12 protein-coding genes are annotated in these 15,571 nt (G+C 71.4%); 7 read left to right on the plus strand and 5 right to left on the minus strand.

All coding sequences use genetic code 11. The features are described from left to right. The first annotated feature begins 2 nt into the window (after positions 1-2). Genes ACIHFE_RS19430 through ACIHFE_RS19440 form a run of 3 tightly spaced genes read left to right on the plus strand, consistent with a single transcriptional unit; the run spans position 3 to position 2,450 of the window. On the plus strand, positions 3-1,298 hold the full coding sequence (locus ACIHFE_RS19430; protein WP_400108150.1) for a peptide ligase PGM1-related protein: 1,296 nt from the start codon (positions 3-5) through the stop codon (positions 1,296-1,298). Next, the gene (locus ACIHFE_RS19435) at positions 1,295-2,224 is read left to right on the plus strand and encodes a fatty acid desaturase family protein (protein ID WP_400108152.1); all 930 of its coding nucleotides are present in this window, start codon (positions 1,295-1,297) and stop codon (positions 2,222-2,224) included. Before ACIHFE_RS19430 ends, ACIHFE_RS19435 begins: the two co-directional genes overlap by 4 nt. Positions 2,225-2,234: 10 nt before the next feature. After that, positions 2,235-2,450: an MbtH family protein gene (locus ACIHFE_RS19440; protein WP_400108154.1), complete on the plus strand. Its 216-nt coding sequence runs from the start codon at positions 2,235-2,237 to the stop codon at positions 2,448-2,450. Here ACIHFE_RS19440 and ACIHFE_RS19445 read toward each other — a convergent pair. The 5 genes from ACIHFE_RS19445 to ACIHFE_RS19465 form a co-directional block, all read right to left on the minus strand. Further along, a complete protein-coding gene (locus ACIHFE_RS19445) occupies positions 2,396-3,973 on the minus strand; it encodes a BTAD domain-containing putative transcriptional regulator (protein WP_400108156.1) in 1,578 nt (525 codons plus the stop codon). The genes ACIHFE_RS19440 and ACIHFE_RS19445 overlap by 55 nt on opposite strands. Before the next feature lie 114 nt (positions 3,974-4,087). After that, positions 4,088-6,958: an NHLP bacteriocin export ABC transporter permease/ATPase subunit gene (locus ACIHFE_RS19450; protein ID WP_400108157.1), complete on the minus strand. Its 2,871-nt coding sequence runs from the start codon at positions 6,956-6,958 to the stop codon at positions 4,088-4,090. A 9-nt stretch (positions 6,959-6,967) separates the two neighbouring features. Beyond that, positions 6,968-9,193 carry an NHLP family bacteriocin export ABC transporter peptidase/permease/ATPase subunit gene (locus ACIHFE_RS19455; protein ID WP_400108159.1) on the minus strand — a complete coding sequence of 742 codons (2,226 nt, stop codon included), beginning with the start codon at positions 9,191-9,193 and terminating at the stop codon, positions 6,968-6,970. After that, a complete protein-coding gene (locus ACIHFE_RS19460) occupies positions 9,190-9,993 on the minus strand; it encodes a hypothetical protein (protein ID WP_400108161.1) in 804 nt (267 codons plus the stop codon). Before ACIHFE_RS19460 ends, ACIHFE_RS19455 begins: the two co-directional genes overlap by 4 nt. Before the next feature lie 127 nt (positions 9,994-10,120). Further along, positions 10,121-10,339, minus strand: coding sequence for a hypothetical protein (locus tag ACIHFE_RS19465; protein WP_400108162.1), 219 nt, complete (start codon positions 10,337-10,339; stop codon positions 10,121-10,123). Between the two features lie 508 nt (positions 10,340-10,847). Here ACIHFE_RS19465 and ACIHFE_RS19470 point away from each other — a divergent pair. The 4 genes from ACIHFE_RS19470 to ACIHFE_RS19485 all read left to right on the plus strand — a co-directional run bounded on the left by ACIHFE_RS19470 (position 10,848) and on the right by ACIHFE_RS19485 (position 15,571). Next, a complete protein-coding gene (locus ACIHFE_RS19470) occupies positions 10,848-11,411 on the plus strand; it encodes a PadR family transcriptional regulator (protein ID WP_400108164.1) in 564 nt (187 codons plus the stop codon). Positions 11,412-11,476: 65 nt separating this feature from the next. Continuing rightward, a complete protein-coding gene (locus ACIHFE_RS19475; protein ID WP_400108166.1) occupies positions 11,477-13,198 on the plus strand; it encodes an acyl-CoA dehydrogenase family protein in 1,722 nt (573 codons plus the stop codon). Between the two features lie 135 nt (positions 13,199-13,333). Continuing rightward, complete coding sequence (locus ACIHFE_RS19480; protein ID WP_400108168.1) at positions 13,334-13,714, plus strand: hypothetical protein; 381 nt, start codon at positions 13,334-13,336, stop codon at positions 13,712-13,714. 51 nt (positions 13,715-13,765) lie between these two features. Then, on the plus strand, positions 13,766-15,571 hold the full coding sequence (locus ACIHFE_RS19485; protein ID WP_400108169.1) for a peroxidase family protein: 1,806 nt from the start codon (positions 13,766-13,768) through the stop codon (positions 15,569-15,571).

Below are 15,571 nucleotides of genomic sequence, written 5' to 3' on the forward strand. Positions count from 1 at the left end.
CGATGAGGATCCTGGTACTCAACATAGGCACCGCGGCCGCCCGCGCCGTCCACCGCCAGCTCTGGCTGGTGCGCCCGGGCGATGTGGTGATCAGCCCCATCCCGGTGGACGAGCCCTTTCTGCGGTATGTCTGCGGGGAACTCGGCGTGGACCGCGACACCGTCCAGGTCGTGAATGCCGGCGGTGAGTTGACCGACAAGGCACTGGTCCACCCGGACCTGGTGGAGTGGCTGCGGCCGATGACCAAGGACGACGCCCAGCTGCTGCCGGCCGCCCACACCGAGGGCGTCGCCGCCCTGGCCCGGCTGCTGGGCCTGCCCCCCGGCCCCGGACTGCGGTTCGCCGCCCAGCGAGGCCCGGTCCTGCTCAACCGCAAGTCCCACTTCCGGCAACTGGCCGTCGGCGCCGAACTGCCCGTACCGGCCGGCTCGGTGGTCACCGGCGCCCGGGAACTGGCCGCCGCCATACGGCGCCATCTGCCGCGCACCGGCACCGTGATCGTCAAACGCGACGACGACCTGGGCGGACAGGGCAATGTGGCCCTCACCCTGGGCGATACCAGCCCGCTGCCCGGGGTCTGCCGGACCCTGGCCGCCACCGATCCCCGCACGGCCGCCGATGCGCTGTGGGCCGAACTCACCGACGACCACAACCCGGTTGTGGTGGTGGAGAGCTACCACCCGGCCACCCACAGCTTCTACGCCGAGTATCTGATCGCCGAGGACGGCCGGATCACCTTCCTCAACAGCGGCGGCATCCGGCGCAGCCCGGACCCCGACCCCGCCGCCGCGGAACTGGTCTGGGTGGGCCTGGAACTCCCCGCCGACCTGCCCCCCGGCACGGCCTCCCGGGCCCTGACCGCCGCGGCCCGGATGGTCGCCCTGGCGGCCGCCATCGGCTACCGGGGCCATATCAACATCGACGGCATCCGCACCACCGACGGATCCGTGCTCTTCAACGAGGTCAACGCGCGCTGGGGCGGCAGCCTGGCCCTGCACACCATCGGCGAACGGCTGCTGGGACCGGACTACGCCGACCACCATGTGATCTCCGGACTCCGGGACATCACCGCACTGCCGCTGCCCGAGGCACTGCGCATCCTGCGCGAGCAGGGGCTGGCCTTCTCGGCCGCGACCAAGGAGGGCGTGGTCATCGTCGGCGCCGACCCCCAGCTAGGCGCCCCCCTGGAGTGCGTCGCCCTCGCCCCCTCAACGGCCCGGGCCCGCCAGATCGAGACCCGCCTCCGCCGGGCCACCGCCCCTGCCCCGGCCGACCCGGCCATGGGAGCGCGGCGATGAGCGAACGAACACACCGCCCGGCGATCGACAAGACCCTGCTGCGCGGCCTGGCCACCGCCGACCGGGGACGGGTCCTGGCGCGCACCGCGGTGCTGCTCACCGGCTACGCGGCGGCCGCCACCCTGGCACTGGCCACCGACTCCGGATGGTGGGCACTGCTGTGCTCCGCCGTGCTGGGCCTGGTGCTGGCCGGTTTTATCAACGCCGCCCATGACTGTGTGCACGGCAGCCATCTGCGCTCCAAGCGGGCCAACCGGCTCGCCGGAGCCGCCTGGTCCACCCCCATCCTCCTGAACTTCACCATCTACCGGCACCAGCACCTGGTGCACCACCGCTACACCGGAGTGGAGGGGGACACCGAACCCGAGGAGACCTTCACCACCCTGCGCGGCTATCTCTACGCCCTGTCCGGGGTGCCGTTCTGGCCGGGCTTCCCCAAACGGATCTGGAAGACCTGGCGCAATGACTTCCCGGCCAGCGTGGGCACCGACAACCGCCGGCGCGAGGCCCGGCAGGACAACTCGGCCATCTGCACCTGGCTGTTGCTGATGGCCGTGCTCACCGTCCTCTTCCCCTACCCGCTGCTGATCGCCTACTGGCTGCCGCTGGTGCTCTCCCTGCCGGCCGGCGTCTTCCTGAGCCTGCCCGAGCACTATGGGCTGTGGGGCGTACCGGAGATCTCCCGCAACACCCGGACCGTCCGCTCCAACCGGCTGGTCCGCTATCTGGTCTGGAACGCCAACTACCACGCCGAGCACCACCTTTACCCGGCGGTGGCCTCGGTCAACCTGCACCGGCTGCACCGGGCCCTGCCCACCCCGCACCCCATCCAGGAGAAGTCCTACCTCCGCTTCCACGCCGGCCTGTTCGGCGCCCTGAGCAGGGGAGAGCGGGACTTCGGCAAGCTGACCACTCCCCAGGACTGAGAGGCGCCCCATGTCGAGCAACCCCTTCGAGGACCAGGACGGCATCTACCGGGTGCTGGTCAACCAGGAGAACCAGCACTCGCTGTGGCCGGACTTCGCCGAGGTGCCCGCCGGCTGGATCGTGGTGCACGGCCCGGCACCCCGGCAGGAGTGCCTGGACCATATCGAGCGTCATTGGACGGACATGAGGCCCGCCTCCCTGGCCGGCCACACCTCCGCCGGCTGAACCGCGGCCCCGGTGCCCAGCCCCCGCCCGGCCTCGGCCACGCCCAGCCGCGGCGTGGCCAGCAGCCGTGCGGCGGCACCGCGCAGCGCCAGCGGCCGGTAAGCACAGGATTCGGCCAGCCGGGCCGCCGCCACGGCATCCCGCCGCAGCCGCTCATGCCCCACCGCGGCACCCAGCAGATGCAGCGCGTCCGGCAGAGTGAGCCCGTCCAGCACCACGGTGTGCGCGCCGGGCACCCCGGCCGGCGGCCGGCGGCCGGTCAGCAGCGCCGCGGAGCCGGGCGAACGGGGCAGCAGGGGCAGCACCTCGGCGCCGTCCGGCACATCGTCCAGCACCAGCAGCAGCCGCCTGCCGTCCGTCAGCCTCCGCCACAGCATGGTCAGTTCGGGCAGCGATCCGGTCAGCCGGGCGTCGGTGACACCGGCGGCGCGCAGCAGCTCCGCGAGCACCGTCCGCAGAGCCACCGCCCTGCCGTCCGGCCCGGTCAGCGCCGCGTACAGCCGGCCGTCCGGGAAGCGCGCCCGCAGGTCGTGCGCCGCCCGCAGCGCCAGCGCGGACTTGCCGACCCCGGCCGGGCCGGCCAGGGCCACCACCGCCGGGGAACGGCCGTCCGACAACCGGTCGCCGATCTCGGCCAGTTCGGCCGCCCGTCCCACAAACCCGTCCGGAGGGTCGGGCAGTTCGGCCGGGGCCGGCCAGGCCGGAGCGGGGGCGGACGCCACCGGCGCCGGCTCGGGGTCCTGGGCCAGCAGCGCGCGGTGCAGCTCCCGCAGCCCGGGGCCGGGCTCCAGCCCCAGCTCGGCGCAGAGCAGTTGCCGGACCTCCTGATAGACGGCCAGCGCGTCGGCCCGCCGGCCCAGCCCCGCCAGCGCCTGCATGCGCAGCTCCCACAGCCGCTCGCACAGTGGCTCGGCGGCCAGCGCCGGTTCCAGGGCCGCCAGCGCCTCCGCATGATGCCCGAGCAGGACCTGCACGGCCGCCAGCTCCTCCACCGCCACCGCCCGCGACCGCAGCCACTGCTCCCGCTCGGAGAGGAAGTAGGCGGTGTGCGCCTCCGCGAAGGGCGTGCCCCGCCACAGCGCCAGTCCGTCCTGGAAGTGGCCCAGCGCCGCCTCCAGCTCGCCCCGGGCCCGGGCCCGGCGGGCCAGCGCCAGTTGTTCCCGGAACAGGTCGGTGTCCACCGTCGCCCCGTCCGCCGTCAGCAGATATCCGCCGGCGCAGGACCGGATCTCCAGCCGGTCCGGGCCGGCGGCCTCGCCCAGCACCCGGCGCAGCCGGCAGATATAGGTGCGCACGGTGCCATCGGCCCGGCGCGGAGCCGTCTCGCCCCACAGCGCCCGGGTCGCCTGCTCACAGGAGACCGGTTCGTCCCGCCGCAGCAGCAGGACGCCGAGCAGGGCCCGTTGTTGCGGGGAACCGAGATCGAGCTCGGTGTTCCCGGCCCAGGCACGCACCGGCCCCAGCAGCGAGAACCGTGGCGGAGAAGGAGATAACCGGCCTGCGAAGATGCTCTTGGCTGTCACGGGCACAGAGTCGGACAGCCCGCTTGCAGTTTGTTCGACGTCTCGCTTGCGGCCCGCCTTGCGGTTCAGCGCCTGCGCGACCTCGGGGAGCTGTGATCGGCGGTGCGCGGCAGATCAGGCCAGCTGGCGTCGCACCAGTTCATGGAACAAGCCCGCGGTATCGGCGAGCAGTTGGGCAGGTGGCCCCTGCTGTACGATCCGTCCCTCCGACATCACCACCACCCGGTCCGCGTCCATCACCGTGGACAGCCGGTGGGCGATCACCACGCGGCTGGCGCGCAGGGCGCGGGTGGACTCGATGACCACCCGCTGCGCCTCGTTGTCCAGCGCGCTGGTCGCCTCGTCCAGAAACAGCACCCGCGGCTTGCGCACCAGCGCCTGGGCGATCATCAGCCGCTGGCGCTGCCCGCCCGAGACGGTGCCGCCGCCGTCGGACAGCATGGTGTGCATGCCCATGGGCATGGCCTTGATGTCCTCGGCCACCCCCGCCAACGCGGCGGCCTCCCAGACCTCTTCCAGCGAGAACGCCTCGGCGCCGCGGATGCAGTCCAGGATCGAGCCGGAGAAGGGCTGGGCGTGTTGCAGGACCACACCGCACTGGCGGCGGACGGCGGCCCGGTCCAGGGCCGCCAGGTCCTGGCCGTCGTACAGGACGCTGCCGGATGACGGATTCTCGAAGCCGATGAGCAGCCGCAGCAGGGTCGACTTGCCGCAGCCGCTGGCCCCCACGATGGCCACGAACTCGCCCGGCCGCACCCCGAACGACACCTCGTCCAGGACCAGCGGGCCGTCCGCGGCGTACCGGAAGGACAGGTTCTTCGCCTCCAGGGCCCCGCTGAGCGGTCCCGGCCGGACGCTGGAGCCGCTCACCTCGGGTGTCTCCCGGAACAGCGGCCCCACCCGTTCGAACATGGGCTGTACGGCGGCGGCCGAAAGGAGCGCACCGGTCAGCTGGGTGACCGAGGACAGCAGCATGGTCATGGCGGTGCTGAAGGTGAGGAACTCCCCGGCGGTCATGCTGCCTTGGGCCGGTCCGGCCAGCAGCGCGAACATCACCAGGGTGCACAGCGGCAGACAGACCGCGTTGAGCACGGTGACAACATTCTTGATCCGGCCGATGCGCTGCTGGAGCACCCGGGTACGGGCGAACTCCCGGGCCCAGGCGGCGTAGGCGAAGCTCTCGGCCGCGGCCACCCGCAACTTGGGCAGCCCGCGCAGGGTTTGGAACGCCTGATTGTTGAGCCGGTCCTCGAGCCTGATCAACTGCCGCTGATAGCGCAGCTGCCACAGCCCCAGGCCCAGGAAGACCGCGGCGATCACCAGCAGCATGGCCAGGGCCACCAGGGCCAGCGGCACGCTGTAGACCAGCAGCAGAACGAGGTTCACCAGGCCGACCGTGCCCGCCTGTACCGCCACCGAGCCGATGCCGGACAGCACCCGGCGGATGGCGCCGATGCCCATGGCCGCGCCGGCCAGCTCTCCGGTGGAGCGGCCGGTGAAGAACCTGGCCGGCAGCCGGAGCAGCCGGTCCCAGACGGCGGGTTGCAGGGTGGCCTCGATACGGCCCTCCAGGCGGAGGACGGCGATGTTCTGCAGCAGGGTGAAGGCGGCCGAGACCACACCGGTGGCGATGAGCCCCACCGTGGTCTGCACGATCAGGTCGTTGTCGGCCCGGGGCACATAGCTGCCGAGCACCTTGCCGGTGGCGATGGGCACCAGGGCCCCCAGGCCCACCGCGAGCAGTCCGCCCAGCAGGATGCCGCGCAGGTCCCGGGCCGTGCCGCGCAGGCTGAAGCGCAGCAGCCGGAGCGGGCTCAGCCTCCCTTCGGGCAGCGGGCGGTAGAACATCACGGCCTGCGGTGCGAAGGCGGCCGCATTGGCCTTGCCGACGCGTTCCCGCTTACCGGTGGCGGGATCCACGGCCCGGTATCCGCCGCCTCGCCACAACAGCGCCACCGGTGTGTCGTCCTCCGCGCGCCGGCCCACCAGGGGCCCGCTGTCCTCCCGCCACCAGCTGCCGTCCAGCCGTACGGTCCGGGTACGGATCCGGGCGGCGAGCGCGATGCGTTCGACCGGATCCAGGCGCCCGTCGACGTCCCCGGCTCCTGCTCCGGTTCCTGCTCCGGCTCCGGCTCCGGGCTCGGCGAGAGTGATGCCCGCCGCGCCGGCCACCAGCCGGCACACGGCGAATGTCGTGTCGTCCCCCGTGCCACGGTGCACCGCGGCATGGGAACGGTCGATGGAGGCCAGCAGCGTCCGGTCGGCCTGGGCGCGGGCGGCCTCGCCGGCCTCGATGCCGGCCGCCGCGCGGTCCTCATGGGCGCGTTCGAGCCGCTCGATCCAGTCGTCCAGGGCATACAGCAGCCGGTACTGCTGGTCGACCATGCCCTGCCACATCCCCGGGTCGACGAGGAGCGCGCCGGCCGTGCCGGTTCCCTCGTAGAGGGCGCCGTACTGCACCGCGCCGGGAGCGACCCGCATCCACAGCACGTCGTCGTCGGCCGCGTCCGGGCCGGTGGCGGAGCGGCTTTCCAACGGGGCCTGGTAGAGCACGCGCAGACCGCGTCCCACGCCGAGCGCGAAGGCGTTCTCCAGGGGACTCGGCGCGGCGTCGGCCACACCGTACGGGTCGGGGCCGTACGGCGGGTGGCTGAGCTCACCCAGCTCCACGCGGCGCAGCCGGCAGCCCTGTACGGGGCGGCCGAGCAGGGTGTGCCGGGGGCCCTGGGCCGGGCCCAGCAGCAGGGTGCCCGCGGCCAGCCGGCCCAGGAAGTGCCAGTGGCCGTCCTGCGCCGCGTCGACGGCGAACAGGTCCAGTTCGCCGTCCTCGACGAGCCACAGCACATGGGGCCCCTCCAGGGACAGGCTGCGCAGGCCCGCGCCGTCCACGGCCGTGCCGAGCCGGCCCAGGGCCTCCACGACCGGATCGGGGGCCGGGCCCGGCCGGGTGCCGGTGGTGACCGGGGTGTAGTGGGGGGATGTCACCTCAATACCTCAGTGTTCCTTGACCAGTTGGGCGTAGGCGCCCCGCGCGGCGAGCAGTTCCTCGTGCCGTCCCCGTTCGACGACCGTGCCGCGGTCGAGCACCACGATCTCGTCGCTGTCGCGGACCGTGCTCAGCCGGTGGGCGATGACCACACAGGCGCAGCCGCGCCGCCGCAGGTTGTCCATGACGAGCTGTTCGGTCACCGCGTCCAGGGCGCTGGTCACCTCGTCCAGGACCAGCACACGGGGGTCGCGGACCAGCGCCCGCGCGATCTCCAGGCGCTGGCGCTGGCCGCCGGAGAAGTTGCGGCCGTCCTGTTCGACGCGGCTGTGAATGCCGCCGGGGCGCCGGGCCACCACCTCGTACACGGCGGCGTCCCGCAGGGCGGCGATCACCGCCTCGTCCGTGATGGACGGGTCCCATAGCGCGATGTTGTCGCGGACGGTGCCCTCGAAGAGGAAGAGGTCCTGGTCGACGAAGGAGACCGAGGCGGCCAGCGCGCCGCGTGGAATGTCCGCCAGCCGCATGCCGTCGATACGGACGGCGCCCTCCCAGGGGGCGTACAGGCCGGAGATCAGCCGGGAGACGGTGGACTTGCCGCTGCCGGAACCACCGACCAGTGCCACCTGCCGCCCGGGCCCGACCGAGAGGGAGAAGTCCCGCAGCAAGGGGGCGTCCAGCGGGCTGTAGCCGAAGGTGACGGCCTCCAGCTCGACCTGGCCGGTGAGGCGGCGGGTACCGGCGAGGGGCCCGGGCCGGGAGTGCAGCGGGTCGGCGGGGAAGTTCTCGACGTCCTTGAGGCGGTTGACATCGGCGGCCAGATCCTGGACCCGGCCGGCCATGCCATTGAGGCGGGCGAGCGGCGCGGTGAAGCCGGTCACCAGTGCCTGGAAGGCGACCAGCAGGCCGACCGAGAGCTGCCCCTGCGCCGCCCGCAGTCCGCCGATCAGCAGAATGAGCGCGCTGTTGAGCGCCGCCAGCGCGGGCGCGACGACCGCCAGCCAGGCGCTGGGCACCCCCAGCCGCTGCTGTACCTCCAGGGTGACCGCGTGCTGCCCGGCCCACCGGCGGAAGAAGCCGTTCTCCCCGCCGGTGGCCTTCATGGTCTCGATGAGCTGCAGGCCGCTGTAGGCGGTGTTGACCAGCCGGGCGTTCTCGGCACGCAGCTTCTCGGTACCGGTGGCCCGCACCCGGACGACCACCCGCAGGGCGACCACATTGAGCAGCGCGATCCCGATGCCGACCACGGTCAGCTGGGGGTCGTAGGTCCACAGCAGCACCGCGTAGAGGACCACCACCACCGCGTCCACCGCGGCGGCGGCCACATCCCTGGCCAGGGTTTCGGCGACGGCGTCATTGGACTGCAGGCGCTGCACCAGGTCGGCCGGACTGCGCTGGGCGAAGAAGGTGACCGGCAGCCGCAGCAGGTGCCGCAGAAAGCGGGCGCTGCCCAGGGTGGAGGAAATGACGCGGCCGCGCAGCAGATTGGCCTGCTGGAGCGCGGTGAGCGTCCCGGTCAGCAGCACGGCGACCGTCATCGACGCGAAGAGCACCCCGGTCAGCGAGGTCCGGCCGCCGATCAGGAAGGTGTCGACATAGGTACGGCTCAGCGCGGGCACCGCCGCGCCGACGACCACCAGCAGCAGGCTGGAGACCACGGCGGCGAGCAGGGTGCCCGAGGTGCCGCGCAGCCGGGCGGGCAGGGACGCGAGAACGCCGGGGGCGCGGCCGGTGCGGCGGAAGCCCTCGCCGGGTGCGAAGGTGAGGACCACCCCGGTGAAGCAGGTGTCGAACTCCTCCATGGGCACAAAGCGCCGGCCCTTGGCCGGGTCATTGACATACACACCGCGGCGGCCGAGGCGGCGCCCCATGCCGTCATAGACGACATAGTGGTTGAACTCCCAGAACAGGATGGCCGGGCCGCGCACCTCCGCCAGCGCGGCCAGGTCCATCTGCATGCCCTTGGCGGTCAGCCCATGGCCCCGGGCGGCCTTGAGCAGATTGCTGGCGCGCGACCCGTCCCGGGAGACGCCGCAGTCGATGCGCAGCTCTTCCAGCGGGACAAAGCGGCCGTAGTGGCCGAGCACCATGGCCAGCGCGGCCGCCCCGCACTCCACCGCCTCCATCTGCAGCACGGTGGGGGTGCGTACCGGCCGGGGCGTCCTGCCCCTGGGAACGGGCGCGGCGGCCCGGCGGCGGCGCCCGGGCGGGGTGCCCCGGTGCGCGGCGGTCATGGCAGCAGCCAGTCGACGGGCCGCTGAGCGGCGAGATGGACGGCTGCGATGACCGGCGTCGGGGAACCGAGCGGGTACGGAGGCCCGCCGGCGGAGGACCACCGGTAGCCCGAGGCGGTGGCCGAACGCTCCAGCCGCACCAGCACCGCGACCGGGTCGCCCTGCCGGCCGAACTGCGCGGCCAGCCGGCTGTCGCCGAGGAAGCCGCTGAGCTGCGCCTGCGTCTGCGGGGTGCGGCCGACGGCCGCGACATGGCCGCGCAGCACGCCGAACCGCTCCCGGGGGACGGACGGGACCGTGAGGTCGACCGGTGCGCCCGGGGAGATCCCCGCGCCGCCGTCGCCCGGTATGTACACCATGGCCACCAGCGGGTCGTCCGGGCTGCGCAGGCGCTCCACGATCGCCACATCGGCTCCCGTGGTGAGGACCGTGCCCGTCCTGGCGACCAGGGTGGTCACCCGTCCCGGCGCCACCGCGCGCACCGCACGGACACCATGGTCCGTGGCGATCTCCGCCAGCGGGGTGCCCGGGGAGAGCAACTGGCCCTCTTTGGCGAGCACCGTGGTGACCTGTCCCGCATAGGGGCTTTGCAGCAGATAACTGCCGTCAGGATGGGTGAGGATGCCCGGCGCGCTCAGCTGCGAGGACACCGACCCGGTGAATACCCAGACACCGGCCGCCACCATGACAAGCAGGGTGACGGCAAGCACAAGCCGCCCCTGGGGGCGGGCGAAGCGCAGGGGCACATCGAGTTCTTCGGGGGATTGCAGCTTGGAAAGCGCCTTCTGGCGGAACTGCACGAACTAGTCCTTCGACTGCATTCTCGGCGGAGCTGCTGAATACCGCTCAACACCGCTGAATCATTTCCGGGGAACGGCCATGAGCCCCGGAACAGGGAGGAGTTCCGGGGCTCATGGACTTTCCGGATCAGAGGCCGGCGACGCCGACGTTGAGGCCGAGGATGCCCTCGACCTGGCCCGGGACGGCCTTGGCGGCGCCGACCGTCTGCAGACCGGTCACGGTGCTCACCACGTTGTGGACGTCACCGGTCACGGCGCCGAGGAGGCCACCGGAGATGCTGACGCCACCGGCGACGGCGTCCAGGTCGGCGTCGGCGATCTCACGGGTCTCGATGTCGTTACGCATGTTGTTGCGCACCTTTCACTGTCGAATGACTCTTCCTCAAACCGGCGGCAGGCAAAAGAAATTCACCGGCCGACCGCCCGCAACGGTCCGGCCGGAATCCGGCCACCGTTCTCAGAACCACCGCGGTGCCGCAGATATAAGCACGCGAACGGATGGCGCTGCCAACCGTGTTGCCGGTCCCGGACGGGCAACTCACCGTCCCGGACAGCCGACTTTTCGATTTCTTTGCCTCATCGATACGACTTCTCCACAAGATCGAGTAACAGATTCGCGCCCCACCTCGCGCTCCCGGAACATAAATGGACACAGCGCCACCAAGTGCGCCGGGCATACCCGGCATTTCGCGAGGCGGCGGGCGGGGCGGACCGCTTGCCCGTCGCAGCTGTAAAGATTTTTTGAAGCGACCCACCGTGGCGGGCGCAGCACCGAACGTGGCGGATGAGTGAGCCGCATCTCACCCGAGCGGGGCCACTTGCCTATGAAACGAGTTGCATAGAGGATCCGGCGTATGGCGCTCGAGCACGCGATCCTTGTCTCCCTGCTGGAGAAGCCGGGCTCCGGCTATGAGCTGGCCCGGCGCTTCGACCGGTCCATCGGCTACTTCTGGACCGCCACCCACCAGCAGATCTACCGCGTCCTCAAGCGGATGGAGAACGACGGCTGGGTCACGGTCCGGGAGGTGGCCCAGCAGGGCAAGCCGGACAAGAAGCACTATGCGGTGGCCGCCGCCGGGCGGGCCGTACTCTCCGCCTGGCTGCATGAGCCGATTGAGCCCGAGAGCGTCCGGCACGATCTCGCCGTGAAGATCCGGGGGGCGGCCTTCGGTGACCAGTCCGCCCTCCTGCGCGAGGTCGAGCGGTACCGGCAGGTGCACTCCGAACGGCTTGCCCACTATCTCGCCGGTGAGCTGCGGGACTTCACCGGGCCCGATGCCCCCGCCGAGCCGGACGCCATGGAGGAACTGCAGCATGTGGTGCTGCGCGGCGGCATCGCCTATGAGCGGATGACGCTCGACTGGCTCGACGATGTGCTCGCCACCCTCCACCGGATCAGTGAGCGCCCCATCCGCTGACACCGCACCATCCAGCCCCCGATCCCGACCCCGAACCCGACTCCGAGCCGAAAAGGCGGACCACCATGGCCGACCCGCTTCTCCTCAACCCGCGCACCTACGACCCGGCGCACTTCGACCCCGAGACCCGCAGGCTGCTGCGTGCCACCGTCGACTGGTTCGAGACCCGCGGCAAGCGCAGGCTGATCGAGGACTACCGGTCCCGCGCCTGGCTGGCGGACTTCCTTGAATTCTCTGCCAAGGAGGGCCTGTTCGCGACCTTCCTCACCCCCGCCGCGGCCGCCGGCGACGATGACAACAAGCGGTGGGACACCGCCCGCATCGCCGCCCTCAACGAGATATTCGGCTTCTACGGGCTCGACTACTGGTACGCCTGGCAGGTCACCATCCTCGGCCTCGGCCCGGTCTGGCAGAGCGACAACGCCGCCGCCCGCGCCCGCGCGGCCCAACTGCTGGACCAGGGCGAGGTGTTCGCCTTCGGCCTGTCGGAGAAGACCCACGGCGCCGACATCTACTCCACCGATATGCTGCTGGAGCCCGACGGCCAGGGCGGCTTCCGGGCCACCGGCTCCAAGTACTACATCGGCAACGGCAACGCCGCCGGCCTGGTCTCGGTCTTTGGCCGCCGCACCGACATCGAGGGCCCCGACGGCTATGTCTTCTTCGCCGCCGACAGCCGCCACGAGGCGTACCACCTGGTGAAGAATGTGGTCGACTCCGCCAAGTACGTCAGCGAGTTCCGCCTGGAGAACTACCCGGTCGCCGCGGACGACGTCCTGCACACCGGACGCGCCGCCTTCGACGCCGCGCTCAACACCGTCAATGTGGGCAAGTTCAATCTGTGCACCGCCTCCATCGGCATCTGCGAGCACGCGATGTACGAGGCCGTCACCCACGCCCACAACCGCATCCTCTACGGCCGCCCCGTCACCGACTTCCCGCATGTGCGCCGTGAGCTGACCGACGCCTATGTCCGCCTCGTCGGCATGAAGCTGTTCAGCGGCCGCGCCGTCGACTACTTCCGCACCGCCGGGCCCGAGGACCGCCGCTATCTGCTCTTCAACCCCATGACCAAGATGAAGGTCACCACCGAGGGCGAGAAGGTCATCGACCTGATGTGGGACGTCATCGCGGCCAAGGGCTTTGAGAAGGACACCTACTTCGCCCAGGCCGCCAGCGAGATCCGCGGCCTGCCGAAGCTGGAGGGCACGGTCCATGTCAACCTGGCGCTCATCCTGAAGTTCATGGGCAACCACCTGCTGGCGCCCGTCGAGTACCCGCCGGTGCCGACCCGGCTGGACGCGGCCGACGACACCTTCCTCTTCCAGCAGGGCCCGGCCCGCGGCCTCGGCTCGGTACGCTTCCATGACTGGCGCGCCGCCTATGACGCCTATGGCCACCTGCCCAACGTCGCCCGCTTCCGGGAACAGGCCGACGCCCTCTGCGAGTTTGTCACCACGGCCGCGCCCGGTGCGGAACAGAGCCGCGACCTCGACCTGCTGCTGGCCATCGGCCAGCTCTTCGCCCTGGTGGTGCACGGCCAGCTGATCCTGGAGCAGGCCGCGCTGACCAGCGGCGAGGAGGACGTGCTGGACGAGCTCTTCGCCGTCCTCGTCCGCGACTTCTCCTCCTACGCCGTCGAACTGCACGGCAAGGACTCCGCCACCGAGGAGCAGCAGACCTGGGCCCTGGGCGCGGTCCGCCGCCCGGTCGTCGACGCCGAGCGCTCGGCACGGGTCTGGGAGCGGGTGGCGGCGCTGTCGGGGGCGTATGAGATGGCGCCGTAGGCGCGTCGTCAACGCCGGGGTGCCCGACGGTTCGGGTGCCCCCGGCGGCCCCGGCGCGCGCATCGGGGATGCGTCACCTATGGTCGAACCAAGGGCGCAACGCTCCCTGGACGTCCCCCGGGAAGGGGCGCTGAGATGGACGCGCGGACGGCCGCGCGCTATTCCCTGGCCGGAATCCGACTGGTGAACGGCGCGGCGGCACTGCTGACCCCGCGAATGATGGCCCGCCGGCTGGGCGCGGACCCCCAACAGCCCGCGCTGGTCTATGTGCTGCGCATGTTCGGGGTACGCACCGTGGCGATCGGCATCCAACTGCTCTGCCCCGCGGACGCCGGTGAACTCGACCGGGCGCTGCGGACCGGCACCCTTATTCACGCGAGTGATGCCCTGTCCGCCGCCTGCGCCGGGCGTGCCGGCCTGCTCCCGTGCCGCATGGCCCGGGCGGCCACCGCGATCTCCACGGTCAATGTGGTGCTGACGCTGGTGGCCCGGCGGCGGCCGTCCACCGCCGGCTGACCAGACCGCCGCGCCTGACTCCCAGGGAGGGTATGCCGGAAGGAGTTCCCCATGAGCACAACACCCGCTCCCTGGTTCGTCCAGCTGCACGACCGACTGGCGGTCGCGGTCGACCAGAGGGTCGGCTGGCAGAACCTGCCCAAACCGCTGGGGCTGCTGACGCTCATCGGCCTGCGGGACAACCTGCGCCGCGAGAACCTCTTCGACACCGGCGGCTTCCCCTCCCGGCAGTTGCCGGACATCGGCCCCCCGAAGCCGGAGAACCTCACCGGACGCACCGCCGACGGGACGTACAACGACCTGGCGGATCCCCGGATGGGCATGGCCCGTTCCCGGTTCGGCCGCAATGTGCCACCGGACCGGGCCTTCCCGGAACCCGAGGCGGAGCTGCTCTCGCCGAGCCCCCGGGAGGTGAGCCGCGCCCTGCTGACCCGGCACTCCTTCGTCCCCGCCGAGTCCGTCAACACCCTGGTCGCCGCCTGGCTGCAATTCATGATCAAGGACTGGGTGAGTCATGGGCAGGGCACCATGGACCGCCCCTGGCGCATCGCCCTGGCCGATGACGACCCATGGCCCGCGCCACCGATGCTGGTGCCGCGCACCATCCCGGACCCCACCCGCCCGGAGGGGGACGACGGACTGCCGCCGACCTTCCTCAATGACAACTCGCCCTGGTGGGACGCCTCCCAGCTGTACGGCGACAGCCTGGACGAACAGCGGGCGCGGCGCACCGGGCAGGGCGGCAGGCTCCGGGTCCCCGACGGCCCGCTGTCCCCGGACGACCCAGGGAAGGACCCGGCCGCGGTGCCCGGATTCTGGCTGGGCCTGGCCATGATGCACCTGGTCTTCATCCTTGAACACAACGCCATATGCGGTGCGTTGGAGCGCGCCTTCCCCGCCTGGTCCGACGAGGAACTCTTCCAGCGGGCCCGGCTGGTCAACGCGGCGCTGATCGCCAAGATCCACACCGTGGAGTGGACCCCGGCCGTCATCAGCCATCCCACGACCGTCACCGCCATGCACGCCAACTGGTACGGCCTGCTGGGACAACGCATACACAAGCTGCTCGGGCGCCTCAGCGGCAGCGAGGTGCTCAGCGGCATCGTGGGCGGGCACACCGACCACTTCGGTGTCCCGTACTCGCTCACCGAGGAGTTTGTCGCCGTCTACCGGATGCACCCCCTCATCCCCGACGACTGGAGCCTGCGGTCGGCCGCCGACGACTCGCCGCTGCGGCAGGCCACCTTCGCGGAGCTGACCGGGTGGCAGGCCTATGACATCCTCGGCAAGCATTCACTGACCGACCTGCTGTACTCCTTCGGCACCGCACACCCGGGCCTGGTCACCCTGCACAACTACCCCAGATATCTCCAGGAGTTCCGGCGACCGGACGGCAAGCTGATGGACCTGGGGGCGGTGGACATCCTGCGCTCACGCGAAGTCGGCGTCCCCCGCTACAACGAGTTCCGCCGGCAGCTCCACCTGCTGCCCGCCCAGGACTTCGGCAGCCTCACCGACAACCCGGCCTGGGCAGAGGAACTACGCCGGGTCTACCGGGGAGACATCGAACGGGTCGACCTCTCGGTGGGCATGTTCGCCGAACCCCGCCCGCCGGGCTTCGCGTTCAGCGATACGGCCTTTCGCATCTTCGTCCTGATGGCATCCCGCCGCCTCAACAGCGACCGGTTCCTCACCCGGGACTACACGCCCCAGGTGTACACCCAAACCGGCCTGGACTGGATCGAGGACAACAGCATGACCAGCGTGCTGCTGCGGCACTTCCCGGGGCTGCGGCCGTCCCTGCGGCCGGCCGGCAACGCATTCGCCCCATGGGCCGCGGCGAATGCCGCGCGGTGA

This window comes from Streptomyces sp. NPDC052396, from assembly GCF_044593195.1.
Lineage (GTDB): Bacteria > Actinomycetota > Actinomycetes > Streptomycetales > Streptomycetaceae > Streptomyces.